Genomic DNA, 15,805 nt, shown 5'->3' with positions numbered 1-15,805 from the left:
GGTACTTTCACTAATGTTGCTTTGGTCAATTGTACTGAAGAGCCAACTACTCAGGACGATAATGACACAGTTGAAGCTAAATACGATGTTGTATTAGACATTACAAAAGTTGTCGATAATGATAGTGTTATTGTTGGTGATGAGGTTGTTTTCACTATTACTGTGACTAATAATGGTAAATCTAATGCTACTAATGTTACTATTAAGGATGTTTTACCTGAAGGTTTAACTTTAGTTAATGGTGACTTAAATCAGGTTATTCCATTATTAATTGCTGGTGAGTCATACAACTTCACTGTTAAGGCCAGAGCTGATGCAGAAGGTAACTTTACCAATAATGTTTCAGTTTACTGTTATGAAAATGACACTGTTAAAGAGGCTAATGCAAGTGTTGAGGCTAAAATCATTGTTGTTTTAGATATTTCTAAAGTTGTTGACTTTGATGATGCTATTGTTGGTGATGAGGTTACATTTACTATTGTTGTGACTAATAACGGTCCTTCTAATGCTACTAATGTTACAATCAAGGATGCTTTCCCTACTGATGGTTTAACTATTATCAGCGGTGATTTGGATCATGTTGTACCATTCTTGGCTGCTGGAGAATCTTACAACTTCACTATCGTTGCTAAAACAACTAAAGTGGGTAATTTCACAAACGAAGTAAGCGTTTCATGCATTGAAAACAGTACTGTCAAAGAGGATAATGCTACTGTTAGAGTATTTGTGACTGATATTAAGATTAATAAGACTGCTGATGTTCATTCAGTTTTAGTTAATGATTTGGTTAACTTTACTATTGTCATTAGGAACCACGGTTCTGCTAGAGCTACTAATGTGAATATTAGTGATGTCTTGGATGATGGTCTTGATTTCGTTGATGCTAATGGTACTTTTACTAGAAACGGTCAGAATATTGTTTGGAATGTTGGTAATTTGGCCAGTGAGCAAAGTTATTCTGTTTGGGTGCTTGTTAAAGTTTTAACTAATGGTACTTTCACTAATGTTGCTTTGGTCAATTGTACTGAAGAGCCAACTACTCAAGACGATAATGACGCCGTCGAAGCTAAATATGATGTTATCCTGGATGTAAGCAAAGTCGCTGATATCAATAGAGTTCTTGCAGGTGATGAGGTTGTTTTCACTATTACTGTGACCAATAATGGTAAATCCAATGCTACTAATGTTACTGTTAGGGATGTTTTACCTGACGGTTTGACTTTAGTCGACGGTCAATTGGATCAGGTTATTCCATTCTTGGCTGCTGGTGAGTCATATAACTTCACTGTTAAAGCAAGAACCGCAGTTGAAGGCAATTTCACAAATGTCGTTTCAGTTTACTGTTATGAAAATACTACAGAAAAAACAGCAAATGACACTGTAGAAGCATATTACATAGTTAATTTAGATGTTATTAAAGTTGCAGATTCAGATGACTACGGAATTGGTGATATTGTTACTTTCACTATTACTGTAATCAATAACGGTCCTTCCAATGCTACTAATGTTACTGTTAGGGATGTTTTACCTGACGGTTTGACTTTAGTTGATGGTCAATTGGACCAGGTTATTCCATTCTTGGCTGCTGGTGAGTCTTATAACTTCACTGTTAAAGCAAGAACCACAGATGTTGGTAACTACACTAATGTCGTATCTGTATACTGTAACGAAAATACAACTGAAGTTATGGATAACGCTACAATTCCGGTTTATAGGGTAGATTTAAAAATCGTTAAATCAACTAATGTAACTTCTACTACCGTAGGTAATCTTATTAACTTCACAATTGAAGTTAACAACCATGGAGTAGCGGATGCTACAGGCGTTGTGATTAAGGATATTTTGGATACTACCGCATTTGAAGTAGTGGAATCTAGCGAAGACTACACTGCAGATGGAAACACTTTAGTATGGACTGTTGACCGTTTAACTATGAACGGAACTTACACAGTTTGGATTGTTGTAAAAGCTTTAACTAATGGTACTTTTGTAAATACAGCTACAGTTAACTGTAGTGAAGAAGGTACTGTCAAGCATAGTGATGTTGATGTTCGTGTATATCATCCGGATATCTCCGTAATCAAAGTTGCACTCGAAGAGGTTGTATACTCAGGTAATCAGACTACTTTCAGAATAGTTATTACCAATACTGGAGATATTGAACTTACAGGATTGTTCCTTGATGAAGTTATTCCTGAAGGATTAGTTTACGACCACTTTATCGGCACTAATTGGACTAATGATGGAACCATGTTCTATTATAACGGTTCTTTAGCTGTTGGTGAGGATGTTGAATTATTCGTTGTTGTAAACACTACCGTATCAGGCAATTTCACAAATGAAGTAATTGCTGGTTCTGATAATACTGACAATCGCACTGCTAACGCTTCAGTCAAAGTTTATACTCCGGACTTGATCGTTCGTGAAATATCCAATAATCCGAGAGTCATCGTTGGCGAACCTGTGAGCTTCACAGTAATCGTTACAAATGATGGTGATTGCGTACTCGGTTCAGTTTATGTTTCAAACGAATTCCCAGATGAATTGATATACGCTGGATTTACAGGTCCTAACTGGAGTAAAGTAGGTAACAGATTTGTTTACGACGGTGTTTTAAACCCTGGAGAATCAATCAGTTACATATTGTACTTCAATACGACTAAAGCTGGAGAATTTGTGCCGGAAGTTATTGCTGGTTCTAACTTAACTAGCAACGCTACCAATAAAGCTTACTCCAACAACACTACTGTTGTTGTAACTCCGGGAATTGCCGTAATCAAAGTTTCTGATAAAACTTCAGTAAAAGTAGGTGAATTAGTCACATTTACTATTACTGTAAGAAACACTGGCGATTGCACACTTGGTGATGTATTTGTCATTGATGAAATCCCAGATGGATTAGAATTTGTCAGTTTCAACGGCGCTGATTGGACTAAAGTAGGTGATAAATACACTTACTCCGGTATTTTAGCTCCAAATAACAGTATAAGCTTCACAATTGTATGTAATGCCACTAAAGTTGCTAATGTTACAAACGTTGCTATTGCTGGATCAAACATGACTGGTAATGTGAGTGCTGACGTGGATGTTAGCATTGTTCTAACTCCAACTCCTACTCCAGTAACTCCAGAGGATGAAAAACCGGTTTATGTTCCAATGGATAGCAAAGCTACCGGTAACCCTATAATCATGTTATTATTGATTATATTTGCATTAATACCATTAAGAAGACGTAAAGAATAAAATTTAACACTCAATAAGAGGGTTTTTCATCCCCTCTTTTTTCTTATTTTTTTCTAATATCAAGTTGATTAAAGAACTTTTTTCAAAATTCACCACAAGATGTAGATGCCACACATTTTTTTTAATAATTTGAATCTATTGTAGTTTTAAATTAACAGTTCCTTGTTTAATTCAAATAGTATAATTTTTTATTTCAATATAATTAATCACCAATTCAATTTAAAGTATAGTTAATTCTATTCAATAAATTGTACGATATGAAATATAGAATTAATATATAAATTAGAAAAAACATAATATTTTACAATAATTTTTAATAGATATGGGGTAATTAAATTGAAAGCAATAATTTTAAGCGCTGGTGAAGGGTCAAGAATGAGGCCATTAACACTTACTAAGCCTAAGACCATGTTGCCAGTCGCAGGCAAACCAATTATTCAATATAATATCGAAGCTTTAAAAGATAATGGCATTAAGGATATTTTGCTAATTGTCAGATATAAAGAAGAAATCGTAAGGGACTATTTCGGTGACGGTTCCGAATTTGGAGTAAACATTACTTACAAAACCCAAAAGGACTTCCTTGGAACAGCTAATGCGATTTCCTATGGTGAAGACTTCATCGAGGATAGCTTGATTGTTTTGAATGGAGACATTATTCTTGATGATGAGATAATTCATGAAATCATCAAAAAATACAATTACATGAAGCCGGATACATTGATGGTTTTAACTGAAGTGGCTGATCCGTCAGCTTTTGGTGTTGTCGAAATTGAAGACGGAAATATTAAAAGCATTGTTGAAAAGCCTAAAAAAGAAGAGGCTCCAAGCAACCTGGTCAACACAGGAATTTACGTATTCAACAAGGACATTTTCAGCAAAATCGAAAAAACTGAAATATCCGAAAGGGGAGAATACGAAATTACAGATTCAGTAAGCATGCAAATAGAAGAGGGCAAAAAGGTCATCGGCCATAAAACGGACAAGGATTGGATTGATGTCGGTAGGCCATGGGAACTTATTGAAGTTAATGAAGAGTTGATCGGTAACCTGAAAACCCAAATCAAAGGTAAAGTTGAAAACGGAGCCCATATTCATGGGGAAGTTTATTTGGGTGAAGGAAGTGTAATTAAGGCAGGAGTTTACATCGAAGGTAATGTGTACATTGGTAAGAACTGCGATGTAGGTCCTAACTGTTATATCCGTGGCAATACATACTTTGGTGATAATGTTCATGTTGGTAATGCTGTTGAAATTAAAAACTCAATTATTATGGAAAACACCAACGTTAGCCATTTAAGTTACGTTGGGGACTCTGTAATAGGTTCTAACTGTAATATTGCAGCAGGAACTAACATTGCTAACTTACGTTTTGACAATGCGAATATTAAAACAAAAATTAAAGACTCAATGGAAGACAGCGGAAGGCGCAAGCTCGGAGCTATCATCGGAGACTCCGTAAAAACAGGTATCAATTCAAGTTTCTCACCTGGTGTTAAAGTGGGTTCCAACTCCACAATCGGTTCCAATGTTTTATTATATGAAGATTTGCCTTCCGATACAAGAGTGTTATTAAAACAGAATCATATTCTTCAAGATAAAAATAAAGAGAAAAAATAAATTATAAAAACTAGTGATATTATGGAAAATAATAAAGACTCTATTGTAATATGCCCTGGTGCTCAAGTAATTGGTGATGTTGAACTCGGTGAAAACGTGTCCATATGGCACGGTGCCGTCCTGAGGGGAGACGTATCCTCAATAAAAATAGGAAATAATTCCAATGTTCAGGATAACTGTGTCGTACACTGTTCCAAAGACTTTCCGGTTGTAATTAAAGACAATGTTTCTGTCGGTCATGGGGCAGTCATCCACGGATGCACACTTGATGATAATGTGCTCATTGGAATGAATGCGACAGTTTTAAATGGTGCTAAAATCGGTAAGAATTCAATTGTAGGTGCCGGAGCTGTTGTAAGTGAAGGAAAGGAATTTCCTGAAAACAGTCTACTTTTAGGAGTTCCCGCCAAACTGGTTAAGCAAGTCACGCCTGAACAGATTCAACATATACAGGATAATGCTGATAACTATGTAAAACTTTCTAAACAGTATAAGGAAGATTAGATTATGAAACCAAGACAAATTGTTAGTGATATGGACTCATATGTCCCTGGAAGATCACAAGATGAAATTGCTGCTGAATTCGGATTAAAAAAAGAGGATATTATTAAGTTAGGTTCAAATGAAAATCCCTGGGGTCCTTCTCCAAAAGCAATTGAAGCCATTGCAGAGGAATCCAAATCAATCAACAGATATCCTGAATCCCAACTTAAGGAATTGGTTCATCTCGCAGCACAATATTCTGATGTTAAAGATTCTCAAGTGATTATTGGTGGGGATGGAGCAGATGAAATCATTGATGTTTTAGCTAAAACATTCATAGAACCCGATGATGAATTCATTGTGCCTTTACCCTCTTATATGTATTATGAATACCTGTTGAAGCAGTATGGTGCTCATCCTGTTTATGCCAGATGGAATCTGGATAATAATGTTTTGGATGTGGACTCAATTTTTGATAAAATTACTCCCAAAACAAAAATGATATTCCTATGCAGTCCTAACAACCCGACCGGAACTTTAATAGACAGAAAAGATTTGATAAAAATTGCAGGCGAAAATCCGGAAATATTAATTGTTATTGATGAGGCTTATTTCGAATATTCCGAAGTCACAAACAAGGACTTAATCGAGGAATATGATAACATTTTCATTATCCGAACGATGTCCAAAGTTTTAGGTCTTGCGGGAATGAGGATTGGTTATGGTCTTGCATGTGAAGAGATTATAGAATTCATGCACAGAATCAAACCTGTATTTTCCCTAACGAGACTTTCTTATGCTGCTGCTGTAAACACTTTCAAAGATACAGAATATATTGAAAGATCTATAAAAGACGGAATCGAAAGCAGGGACTTTTTAATCGATGAATTGTCTAAAATAGAATGTCTCAATGTTTTTCCATCCAAATCCAATTTTATTCTGATTGGAGTTAAAGATACTGGATATACTGCAGCTGAAATTACTCGTGAATTCATGAAAAGAGGTATCATCGTACGTGACTGTACTTCATTTAAGGGACTGGATGAATATTGGATAAGAATTAGTATTTGTACAATGGAAGAAAACAAAAAGTTCATTGAAATTGTTCATGAGGTAGTGGATTAATGTATGTGGGCGGAACTTTAATATCATCTGTCGAATTCCATGGAAACATGTCCTTGGTTATTTTCATGTCACAATGTCCTTTGGCATGCAGATACTGTCATAATGTGGAATTGCTGGAAGATAAAACTCAAAAAAGCTTTGAAGAAGTCAAATCAGAAATAGATAATGCCGCAGACTTTATAGATGCAGTAGTTCTGTCTGGAGGTGAACCTCTGATGCAATTGGATGCGTTAATAGAGTTGTTCACTTATATCAAAAGTATAGGTCTTAAAACAAAGCTGGATACGAGCGGAATTTATCCGGATAAAATTGAAAAGTTATTGGAAATGGGGCTATTGGATTTCGTATCTTTGGATGTTAAGGCGCCATTTGAAAAATATAGGAAAGTCACAGGCGCAAATGTGGGTGCCAATGTGAAAAAATCAATGAAACTTATAAATAATGATTCTAATGTTCATTTGGAGATTAGAACAACTTATGTTCCTACATTACACACTAAAAAGGACATATTTAATTTGGTAAACGATATTGAAGGGGATATCTATACACTTCAGCAATTCAGAAACAAAAATGTTCTTGATCCTGCATTGGAAAAAGTTGATGTGCCGAATCCACATGATTTGCGTAAACTGGCTGAATATGTAAAACCAGTATTTGAAGGTGTTGTTAAAGTAAAAACCGCAGAATTTGGAGAACAGATTATCGAATAGAATTTAAGGAATGTTTAAAATGCCAATTTTATCATTTTCCAGTAACGACATTGATGTCATCACAGGTAAAAAAAGAAGGACTATCCGTAAGCTTTGGAAAAATCCTTTAAAAGAAGGTGACAGATTATACTGTTATTGGAACCTGGTTTCAAAAGAAAAAATGAAGATTTTCGAAGCTATTGTCACGGGTGTTGAAGATATAGCTTTTGAAGATATCATAGACAATGATGAAATTGCTCGGGAAGAGGGTTTTAAAGATTCCAAGGATATGTTAAGAGAATTCAAAAAGATGTATGGTGGTCGTGTCGACCCATCAGATAAGTTCCAAATAATCTATTTCGAAAAACTTGATATTGACGATTGGAAAGGGGATAAGATTGATGAGAAGTCAATGATTACCAAACGTGCAGACATTCTTTTTGACAGCGGTAAGTTCGATAAATCCACAATGTGCTATGATGCGGCTTTAAGAATTGACCCTCATGATGTTTATCTTTTAAACAAGCAGGGTGATAATCTTTCAAGGCTTGGCCAATTCGATGAAGCTATCGAATGTTATGATAAGGCGTTGTCAGTTGAACCGGATAATGAATATATCTTAAACAATAAGGCAATTGCTCTTTTAAATGCCGGTGATTTGGAAGGTGCCCTAAAAGCAAGCACTATTGCCTATAACTATTCTCCAAGCAGTCCTATCGTATTATATTGGAGAGGTTTCATTCTAGAGGTTTTAGGTGAATATGATAAGGCTTTAAGAGTTTATGATAAGCTTATAGTCATAGATAGTGAAAATCCGGAAGTATGGAACTCACGCGGAAACCTGCTGACTGATATGGGCAGGCTGGAAGAAGCTATAGAATCCTTTGATAAGGCTGTGGAAGTCTGTCTGGATGATTCTGAAATGGATGCCGATGCTATCAACAGGATGGGAAATGCCTATATTGATTTAGGTAAACTTGATGAGGCCTTGGAATGTTTTAATAGGGCTATTTCCTTAGAAAAGTATAATATTGACTTTTTGTTAAATAAAGGCGTAGTTTTAATGGAACTTGGTAAATTTGAAGAGGCTGTTGACAGTTTCAATATGGTTCTGCTTAGAAATCCTGATAATGAAGATGCATTTTTCCTAAAAGAAGAGTGTCTTGATAACTTATAATCTACATATTGGTGTTGGATTAGCTATTTTTATATTATTGGTTCTTTTATCTTAAAAAAAGAGTTTATTATTTTATGGTTAATTAATTAATTTATATTTTAATCAGTTGAAAAATTAAGAATATTGAAGTAGTAATTACTTCAATTTATTTTTTGTATTTTTTAATTAAGCTGAGACCCCATTCAGTCATTTCATCTGCTTTGTCCTGTGAATCACTTTCAGCGAAACATCTGAATATTGGTTCAGTTCCTGATGGTCTTATAATTACCCAACCATCTTCTTTTAGGATTTTAACGCCGTCTGTTAAATCCAATTCAAAATCGGTTGTGGTTTTGATTTCTTCAGCGATGCTGGACATCACATTCTGTTTTTGATCGTCCGGACACTCGATTTTGGTTTTGCTTGCATAGTATACTGGAAGTTCGCCAACTAACTCAGATAATGATTTTTTCTCCAAAGCCAAAATTTCCAAAATTTTAGCAACAGTCATTACAGCATCTCTTCCGTAAACGAAATCTGGGAAAATCAAACCTCCGTTTTCTTCTCCACCGAATAAACCGTCCTTTTCATGTAATTTACGTGCAACAAGCAAGTCTCCAACTGCAGTAGCTATTACTTCACCATTGTACTCTTCTGCAATGTCATATATTGCCTGGGAAGTTGCAACGGTCGTTACGATGATTCCTCCGTCGTTTTCTTTAAGCATTTGCCTTTCGACAAGAGTGAATGTTTTGTCTCCTAAAACAAAGTTTCCTTTCTCATCAATACAGATTGTTCTATCTGCGTCCCCGTCATGTGCAAGGCCGATATCAGCACCCAATTCTTTCACGACACTAATTAATTCCTGCAGGTTCTCTTCAATAGGTTCCGGGTCACGTCCAGGGAAAAATCCGTCAGCCTGACAGTTAAGTGTAGTCACGTCACAGCCTAATTTACGGATTAAGTAAGGGGCGGTGTAAGCTCCTGCACCTGAACCGCAGTCAACAACCACTTTCAGATTAGCTTCGCGAATAGCTTCGGCATCAACTTTTGAGATTGCCTCATCAACATATTCGTCTATGATTTTGTCATTATGATAAATTTGGCCGATTTCATGCCATTCTGCTCTTTTAGGTTCACTGTCAAAATATAACTCTTCAATAGCCAATTCCATATCGTCAGGAATTCCAATACCGTATTCATCTAAAAACTTAATTCCATTGTATTTTGGAGGATTGTGTGAAGCAGTAATCATAACTCCGCCATCGTAATACTTGCGAACTGCATACTGAACACCCGGTGTAGGTAGGATTCCCAAATCCACAACGTCACAGCCGGATGATAAGAGGCCTGCCTTTACAGCTTCTATTAACATTGGACTTGAAGTTCTTGTATCTCCACCAACTGCAACAGTTCCTTGTATTTGAGTTCCGTAACAAGCTGCAAGTCTTGTAGCAAATTCCGGAGTCAACACATCATTTGCAGTTCTTCTAACTCCAAATGTTCCAAATAATCTTTTTTCATTTGCCATTTTAATAATTCCTATAAAATTAATTATACTAATTTTTGATTTTTAATAAATAAATAGCTATTTATTATTCTATTATTTTCAAACTATCTCCGCTCGATAAAACTATTTCCATTTCACCGTTATACTCCGTAACTGTTCCAACAACATTTACTTTTTTGTCCTTGAAGTCTTCAATTTCAAGATTGTTCGTCTGCATCTGTGCAACCTGACTTTCAAATATAATCAGCGTTATCTGTCCTGTTCCGTCATTTATCGTTAAAAAGTAGCTGCTTCCGCTTCGTGACGATTTGACTTCGCTGACTACACAGTCAATGCTGACTTCCTCATCAATCATGGAACGTGTCACATCTTCAATTTTCACTTCCTTAACTTCAATTGATGGAGTGAATAAAATCAGCCCAATCAAACCTATTAAAGAAGTTACCAAAGCTATTTTTAGTAATTTGTCATCTGTAATATCCATGAATTTAGTTTAATTTAGGGGTTAATAAGTTAGATAGGATTTAATCGGGTAATATTGTATGGTGAGGTTATATTGTCTGAACTTGGAATTTTTAATTGTTTGTGATAAGACCACATATTTTTTTCATCATTGTGCATCATACATTGAAAGCAGTCTTTCGACAGTATCGACGTCCATTGGTCCCTTATCCTTTCTGATGTTTTTAACAACAGGGAATCTCAGTGAATAGCCTGTTTCGTATTCCGGAGATTCTACAATTTCTGAAAATGCAATCTCCAAAACGATTTTAGGTTCAACAACAATTTCACGGCCTTTTGTTGAGATTTCCAGTTCTTTCATTTTACCGGTCAGATATTCTAATGTGGCATCGTCAAGTCCTGTTGCAGCATATGCAACTGTTTTGAACTCGTCATTTTCATCTCTTAGGGCTACAAGGTATGATCCGACGAAATCTCCTCTTTTACCGATACCATAAGTCCCGCCAACAATAATCATATCCAAGGTTTCAGGTTCTGCTTTGTATTTAAGCATTTTTTTGCCTCTGATTCCCGGAATGTATGGTTCTGATGCGTCTTTAATCATGATTCCTTCATGGTGAGCTGCAATGGATGAGTTGAAAAGCTCTTCAATTTCATCGATATTATCTGGAGTTCCGACAATCATTGTACTTAAGTTCATTGCATCAACTGTTGTATCCACAATGCTTTCCAGAGTTTCTCTTCTTTTCATCAGAGGTTCATCAATCATCGGTTCTTTATAATACAAAACATCAAAGAGGTATAATTTCAAAGGAACATTTTCCATAGCTTCTTCAACATTGTATTTGCGCCTTACTCTGTGCAAAATGTTCTGGAAAGGCAGAGGTTTACCGTCTCTTGTAGCTATTACTTCACCCTCAACAATGTAATCGTCATGTGGCAGGTGTTCGTCAAAGAGTTCAACGATTTCCGGGAGTGCATGGGTAATGTTTTCCAGTCTTCTGGTGAATATCTTGATTTCATCGCCGTTTCTGTGAACCTGCAGTCGGATACCGTCATATTTGGTCTCACAGATTGCCGTTCCCATTTCGGGGATGATTTCTGCAACTGGCGGTGAGAGCTGTGCAAGCATTGGTTTTACAGGAGTTCCGGGAGTCAAGTTAAGTTTGCTCAATCCTTCAGCTCCTTCAAGAAGTGCGGTGGTTGCAACAACTGAAAAGTCATTTGTAAGCATCTGTGCTCTTTCCACTATTTTTTTGTCGATGTCAAATGCCTGTGCTATTGCATCGCGAACTATGCCGTCGCCAACACCGATTCTCAGTTCTTCCGTGATTGTTCTGGTTAAGTATTTGGCCTCTGTAGCTGAAGCCTGTGATAATAATTCTAGAATAATTGAAATCTTACGATTAGTAGACCTGGAGCCACTTATCTTTGATAGTTTCTGCAGGCTGTCAAATACAAAGTTAATAGTCAATGGCTGTGAGAAAAATGTCATCTGTGACTTTTTAGAGTATAAATCAATACATGCAAGACCAATGTCCCCTTCGTCACGAACAGCATCTTCAACTTTTGCCTGTGTGGTACCTACAGCTTCTGCAACTGCTCTTTCAACCAGTTTTGCACCAATACCTATTTCTTCTGAACTCCATGCAGGGAAAACTCCTCCCAAAAGCAGTAATCCAACTTTACCGATGGTGTCCGCATCTAATTTTTTTAGGTATTCTGCAATGATATCTGTTTTTTCCAGACGTTTGGTTGTTGCTTCCAAAGCGGAATAAACGTCTACTAATTCCTGATATTTCATTAGAAATCGCCTTTTGCTATTTTTACTGCACAATATTCTCCGCACATTGCGCACATTTCATCATCATCGAGTTCACATTTATCGCGATATTGTCTAGGTTTTGATTTGTCGAATGCCAAGTCGAATTGTCTTTCCCAATCAAATTCCTTTCTTGCCTTTGCCATTTGGCGCTCTCTGATCCATGATTGTGGAAGTCCTCTTGCAACATCAGCAGCTTCTGCAGCTATTTTTGATGCAATAACTCCTTCTTTAACGTCTTCCAGTGAAGGAAGTGACAGGTGCTCTGCAGGCGTTACATAACATAAAAAGTTTGCTCCGCTGCTTGCAGCTATTGCTCCGCCGATTGCTGAAGTAATATGGTCATAACCTGGAGCCAAATCAGTAACTAAAGGTCCGAGCACATAAAACGGTGCTCCATGACATATTGTCTTTTGAATTTCCATATTCGCTTTAATCTGGTTTAATGGCATGTGTCCGGGTCCTTCAACCATGACTTGGACATTCGCATCCTGTGCTCTTTTAACAAGACCGCCTAAGTTTACTAATTCCTGGATTTGAGGGATATCGCTCGCATCAGCTAAACAGCCCGGTCTAAGTCCGTCGCCTAGGGATAATGTAATGTCATATTCATAAGATAGCTCTAAAAGGTAATCGTAGTTTTCATATAACGGGTTTTCCATTTCATTGTGCTTAATCCATGAAGCCATAAATGTACCTCCACGGCTTACAATACCCATCATACGTTTTTGTTTTTCCAATTTTGAGACCAAATCCTTTGTAATTCCGCAGTGAAGTGTCATGAAATCAACTCCTTCACGAGCCTGATTTTCAATGGCCTTGAAAATATCGTCAGGATCCATATCGACAATTTCCCTTCCTTTTGCAAGAGTTACAACTCCCGCTTCATAAATAGGCACAGTTCCAATGATAACATCAACAGCATCCATTATCTTTTGCCTGAACAGTTTCAAATCAGAGCCTGTTGATAAGTCCATTATTGCGTCTGCACCATATTCAACAGCCAATTTGGCTTTGTTTATTTCAAGGTCCAAGTCGTCAATTTTTGAAGAAGAACCAATGTTAGCATTGATTTTAGTTGAAAGCTCCTCACCAATACCACAGGCTTTTGCATGGCTATTGACATTTTTTGGAATGACGACTTTTCCATCAGCTATCAGTCTAGCCAGTTTATCAACTTCAATATTTTCGTTTTTTGCAACATCTTTCATTTCTGGTGTGACATTGCCTTTTATAGCTTCGCTTTTTTGAGTCAATATTTTCCCTCATTAATAGTAAATTTAATATAGATAATTTTGTTTATTAAAGTATTTATTATTTTATTGCATATTTTTTAAACTAAAGGATTTGGGTGAGTTTCTCTATTCAAAGGATAATCTTTAACTGTTAATGCTTTACCTATTTTTTCAAGCCTGTTATCTAAGAATTCACGGCCTTTTTCAGTGACTGCAAAAATTGGAACTTTTGAACCGGAGTAATAAACTTCTTCTTTTTCAGCATAATCTCTGATTTTTTCGCTGGCACAAGCGGTTACAACATCCCCGTATTCAAATACTATTTTTGCTTCTTCATCACTGGCATTTGTTGTATGCGCCACAAAAATGTAGATGTTAACATCTTCGGGAAGAGGATATTGGCGAAGTTCAACTATTGTTTTTGAAGGCAATATTGTAATTGCAATATTCTTATAACCTTTTTCAATAGCCATTTCCAATCCTTTAACAGGATCTAAATCAGCAGTTTCCGGATTCACTACATTTTCAATGCCAACCTTTTCAATGACCTCAGGTATTGGTGTTGTGCTGACCAATGCAGAAACTCTTCCTCCGACGCCCTGGATGATTTCAGGGTCTGTAATAAGTAATGTTCCAACACCTTCACAAACGCCGACAACACAGTCAATGAGACCTAATTCCCTGTTGGTTTTTAGGATTTCAGAAATGCCGAATGACATCATGTCAGGCATTTTAACAACTCTGTGGGGTGTACACATTCCAAACTCACGGATTCTTTTTTCCATATTCCATTTAATAAACTCTTTATCAAGATGCTTCGCATCATCAATTTTATCGAAAATTGGACAGTAATCAATCAACGGGTCTCCAACAGAGATTACTTCTCCATTTTCTATCACTACTTCTGTTTTTCCAAGTGCTTCTATAACATGATGATCTTTTACCATACTCTCACCTTATCTATTCTTTTTCATTTTTTGATAATATAATTAATGCTAAAATCGTCAGAACAACACCAATGAATGTTAGAGCTGTCGGAATCTCACTGTAGATTATCATTCCAAAGCACAGTGCCGCCAAAGGTTCGGCTCCTGAAGTGAATATTGAGGCACTTCCCGAATCAATATGATTCAGGGAAACTGTCAGCAGTATATATGGCAGGGCGAATGAGAATGTTGAATGCAGTATTAGGAATAGTATGTTGAATGCAATGTTTGAATTGACGAATGATGTAATCTGGCCAAAATTGGTAAACGGCAACAAGATTAACGTTAAAATGATTAATGAATAGAATAATATTGTATATGTATGTATTTCCTCTTCAAGAGCCTTTTTGGATGCAACTGTATACATTGCCCAAAATATTGCCGCTACAACACCTCCAAATATTCCTATTGCTGAAACGTTGGCATAGTTTCCTTCAAGCAGTCCTGTTGTCAGAATGCATCCGATAATCACTAAGATTATTGAAATTACTTTTGTTAATGTAATTTTTTCTCTAAAGAGGATATATGCAAATATGATTACAAATACTGGCGCTGAACTTAACAATACTGCTGCCAAAGATAATGGAACAGTATTCATTGATGTATTGTAAAAGAGATTTAGTCCGACAATGCATAATGCGGTTATTATAAAAAGTTTCAGGTCATTTATTTTGATTCTAATCAGATTTCTGTTCGTTGCTAAAATTGCTATCAATAATATTATGATTGCAATAGAGAATCTGAGAAACAGCAATGTGGTGGCATCAATCCCGTTTTGGGTTAATGTCCTTACAAATATTCCGCTTGATCCAAATAATATTCCGGATAATATAGGTAAAATCAAATAAAGTTTTTTCATTACTCTTAATTTGTTTTAGTTTCTAATTAATTTTTAGTTTTCATAACTTCCTTGATGAAATATTCATGGATTAATGTGTCCTGTGTCAATTCCGGATGAAATGATGTGGCTATATTGTGTCCTTGCTTGATAGCTATTATTTCCCCATCATATTCTGATAGAACTTCAATGTCTGCTTTGCTTTTGTAATAGGACTTAATTGCCGGTGCCCTTATGAACACTCCCAAATATTTCTGACCCAATATTTCTATCTGTGCTTCAAATGAATCTTTTTGTCTTCCATAGGTATTTCGTTTAACTTCAATATCCATCAATCCCATTAATGGCTGGTCAAAGTCTGTTTTTTTACTTAAGAGTACCATTCCTGCACATGTTCCGAATACTGGAATTTCATTTTCTTTGATTACTTTATCTATTCCTCTTTCATGGAGAAGTTTGCCGATAACTGTACTTTCCCCGCCGGAAATTATCACGCCGTCACATGTCGCAACATCTTTTGCATATCTCACGGATTCTACTTTAATATCAGCTTTTAAGTTTTCAACGGCTTTTTTTGCCATATCATAATGCTCTGAAACGGCACCCTGTAAATTTAGTATACCTATTTTTAGCATT

13 protein-coding genes are annotated in these 15,805 nt (G+C 36.2%); 6 read left to right on the top strand and 7 right to left on the bottom strand.

The genetic code is table 11. The annotated features are described in order from the left end of the window. From IJQ68_RS10775 to IJQ68_RS10750, 6 genes are all read left to right on the top strand, one after another. On the top strand, positions 1-3,243 hold a 3,243-nt coding region (locus IJQ68_RS10775), incomplete at its 5' end, for a DUF11 domain-containing protein (protein WP_292800456.1). Between the two features lie 330 nt (positions 3,244-3,573). Beyond that, complete coding sequence (gene glmU / locus IJQ68_RS10770) at positions 3,574-4,863, top strand: bifunctional sugar-1-phosphate nucleotidylyltransferase/acetyltransferase (protein ID WP_292800465.1); 1,290 nt, start codon at positions 3,574-3,576, stop codon at positions 4,861-4,863. 21 nt (positions 4,864-4,884) lie between these two features. Beyond that, positions 4,885-5,367, top strand: coding sequence for a gamma carbonic anhydrase family protein (locus tag IJQ68_RS10765; protein ID WP_292800453.1), 483 nt, complete (start codon positions 4,885-4,887; stop codon positions 5,365-5,367). A gap of 3 nt (positions 5,368-5,370) precedes the next feature. After that, positions 5,371-6,471, top strand: a complete 1,101-nt coding sequence (gene hisC / locus IJQ68_RS10760) for a histidinol-phosphate transaminase (RefSeq protein WP_292800450.1) — start codon at positions 5,371-5,373, stop codon at positions 6,469-6,471. Then, positions 6,471-7,181: an anaerobic ribonucleoside-triphosphate reductase activating protein gene (locus tag IJQ68_RS10755; protein WP_292800447.1), complete on the top strand. Its 711-nt coding sequence runs from the start codon at positions 6,471-6,473 to the stop codon at positions 7,179-7,181. The genes hisC and IJQ68_RS10755 overlap by 1 nt, the downstream gene beginning before the upstream one ends. Positions 7,182-7,200: 19 nt before the next feature. Then, positions 7,201-8,337: a tetratricopeptide repeat protein gene (locus IJQ68_RS10750; protein WP_292800444.1), complete on the top strand. Its 1,137-nt coding sequence runs from the start codon at positions 7,201-7,203 to the stop codon at positions 8,335-8,337. A 145-nt stretch (positions 8,338-8,482) separates the two neighbouring features. Here the strand turns inward: IJQ68_RS10750 and glmM are convergent, their stop codons facing one another. The 7 genes from glmM to pdxT all read right to left on the bottom strand — a co-directional run bounded on the left by glmM (position 8,483) and on the right by pdxT (position 15,804). Further along, positions 8,483-9,847 (bottom strand): phosphoglucosamine mutase, encoded by a 1,365-nt coding sequence (glmM, locus tag IJQ68_RS10745; protein ID WP_394355668.1) that lies wholly within the window; start codon positions 9,845-9,847, stop codon positions 8,483-8,485. Positions 9,848-9,911: 64 nt separating this feature from the next. Beyond that, the gene (locus IJQ68_RS10740; RefSeq protein ID WP_292800441.1) at positions 9,912-10,310 is read right to left on the bottom strand and encodes an OB-fold nucleic acid binding domain-containing protein; all 399 of its coding nucleotides are present in this window, start codon (positions 10,308-10,310) and stop codon (positions 9,912-9,914) included. A 126-nt stretch (positions 10,311-10,436) separates the two neighbouring features. Next, entirely contained in the window at positions 10,437-12,092 is a 1,656-nt protein-coding gene (locus tag IJQ68_RS10735; protein ID WP_292800439.1) for an ATP-dependent DNA ligase, read from the bottom strand. Continuing rightward, positions 12,092-13,366, bottom strand: coding sequence for a phosphomethylpyrimidine synthase (gene thiC / locus IJQ68_RS10730; protein WP_292800436.1), 1,275 nt, complete (start codon positions 13,364-13,366; stop codon positions 12,092-12,094). The genes IJQ68_RS10735 and thiC overlap by 1 nt, the downstream gene beginning before the upstream one ends. Before the next feature lie 77 nt (positions 13,367-13,443). Then, a complete protein-coding gene (locus IJQ68_RS10725) occupies positions 13,444-14,292 on the bottom strand; it encodes a methanogenesis marker 8 protein (protein ID WP_292800433.1) in 849 nt (282 codons plus the stop codon). Between the two features lie 13 nt (positions 14,293-14,305). Then, positions 14,306-15,190, bottom strand: a complete 885-nt coding sequence (locus IJQ68_RS10720; RefSeq protein ID WP_292800430.1) for a DMT family transporter — start codon at positions 15,188-15,190, stop codon at positions 14,306-14,308. A gap of 26 nt (positions 15,191-15,216) precedes the next feature. Next, positions 15,217-15,804, bottom strand: coding sequence for a pyridoxal 5'-phosphate synthase glutaminase subunit PdxT (pdxT, locus tag IJQ68_RS10715; protein WP_292800427.1), 588 nt, complete (start codon positions 15,802-15,804; stop codon positions 15,217-15,219). Position 15,805: the final 1 nt, after the last annotated feature.

The sequence above is a fragment of the Methanobrevibacter sp. genome, from assembly GCF_017447225.1.
In the GTDB taxonomy this organism is placed as follows: Archaea; Methanobacteriota; Methanobacteria; order Methanobacteriales; family Methanobacteriaceae; genus Methanocatella.
Note: the sequence above shows the minus strand (reverse complement) of the source record. Positions and strands in the feature narration are given on the sequence as shown.

Excerpts from the sequence above, each read along its gene's own strand:
- IJQ68_RS10765 (WP_292800453.1), top strand. The coding sequence starts at position 4,885 with ATGGAAAATAATAAAGACTCTATTGTAATATGCCCTGGTGCTCAAGTA.
- hisC (WP_292800450.1), top strand. The coding sequence starts at position 5,371 with ATGAAACCAAGACAAATTGTTAGTGATATGGACTCATATGTCCCTGGA.
- IJQ68_RS10755 (WP_292800447.1), top strand. The coding sequence starts at position 6,471 with ATGTATGTGGGCGGAACTTTAATATCATCTGTCGAATTCCATGGAAAC.
- IJQ68_RS10750 (WP_292800444.1), top strand. The coding sequence starts at position 7,201 with ATGCCAATTTTATCATTTTCCAGTAACGACATTGATGTCATCACAGGT.
- glmM (WP_394355668.1), bottom strand. The coding sequence starts at position 9,847 with ATGGCAAATGAAAAAAGATTATTTGGAACATTTGGAGTTAGAAGAACT.
- IJQ68_RS10740 (WP_292800441.1), bottom strand. The coding sequence starts at position 10,310 with ATGGATATTACAGATGACAAATTACTAAAAATAGCTTTGGTAACTTCT.
- IJQ68_RS10735 (WP_292800439.1), bottom strand. The coding sequence starts at position 12,092 with ATGAAATATCAGGAATTAGTAGACGTTTATTCCGCTTTGGAAGCAACA.
- IJQ68_RS10725 (WP_292800433.1), bottom strand. The coding sequence starts at position 14,292 with ATGGTAAAAGATCATCATGTTATAGAAGCACTTGGAAAAACAGAAGTA.
- IJQ68_RS10720 (WP_292800430.1), bottom strand. The coding sequence starts at position 15,190 with ATGAAAAAACTTTATTTGATTTTACCTATATTATCCGGAATATTATTT.
- pdxT (WP_292800427.1), bottom strand. The coding sequence starts at position 15,804 with ATGCTAAAAATAGGTATACTAAATTTACAGGGTGCCGTTTCAGAGCAT.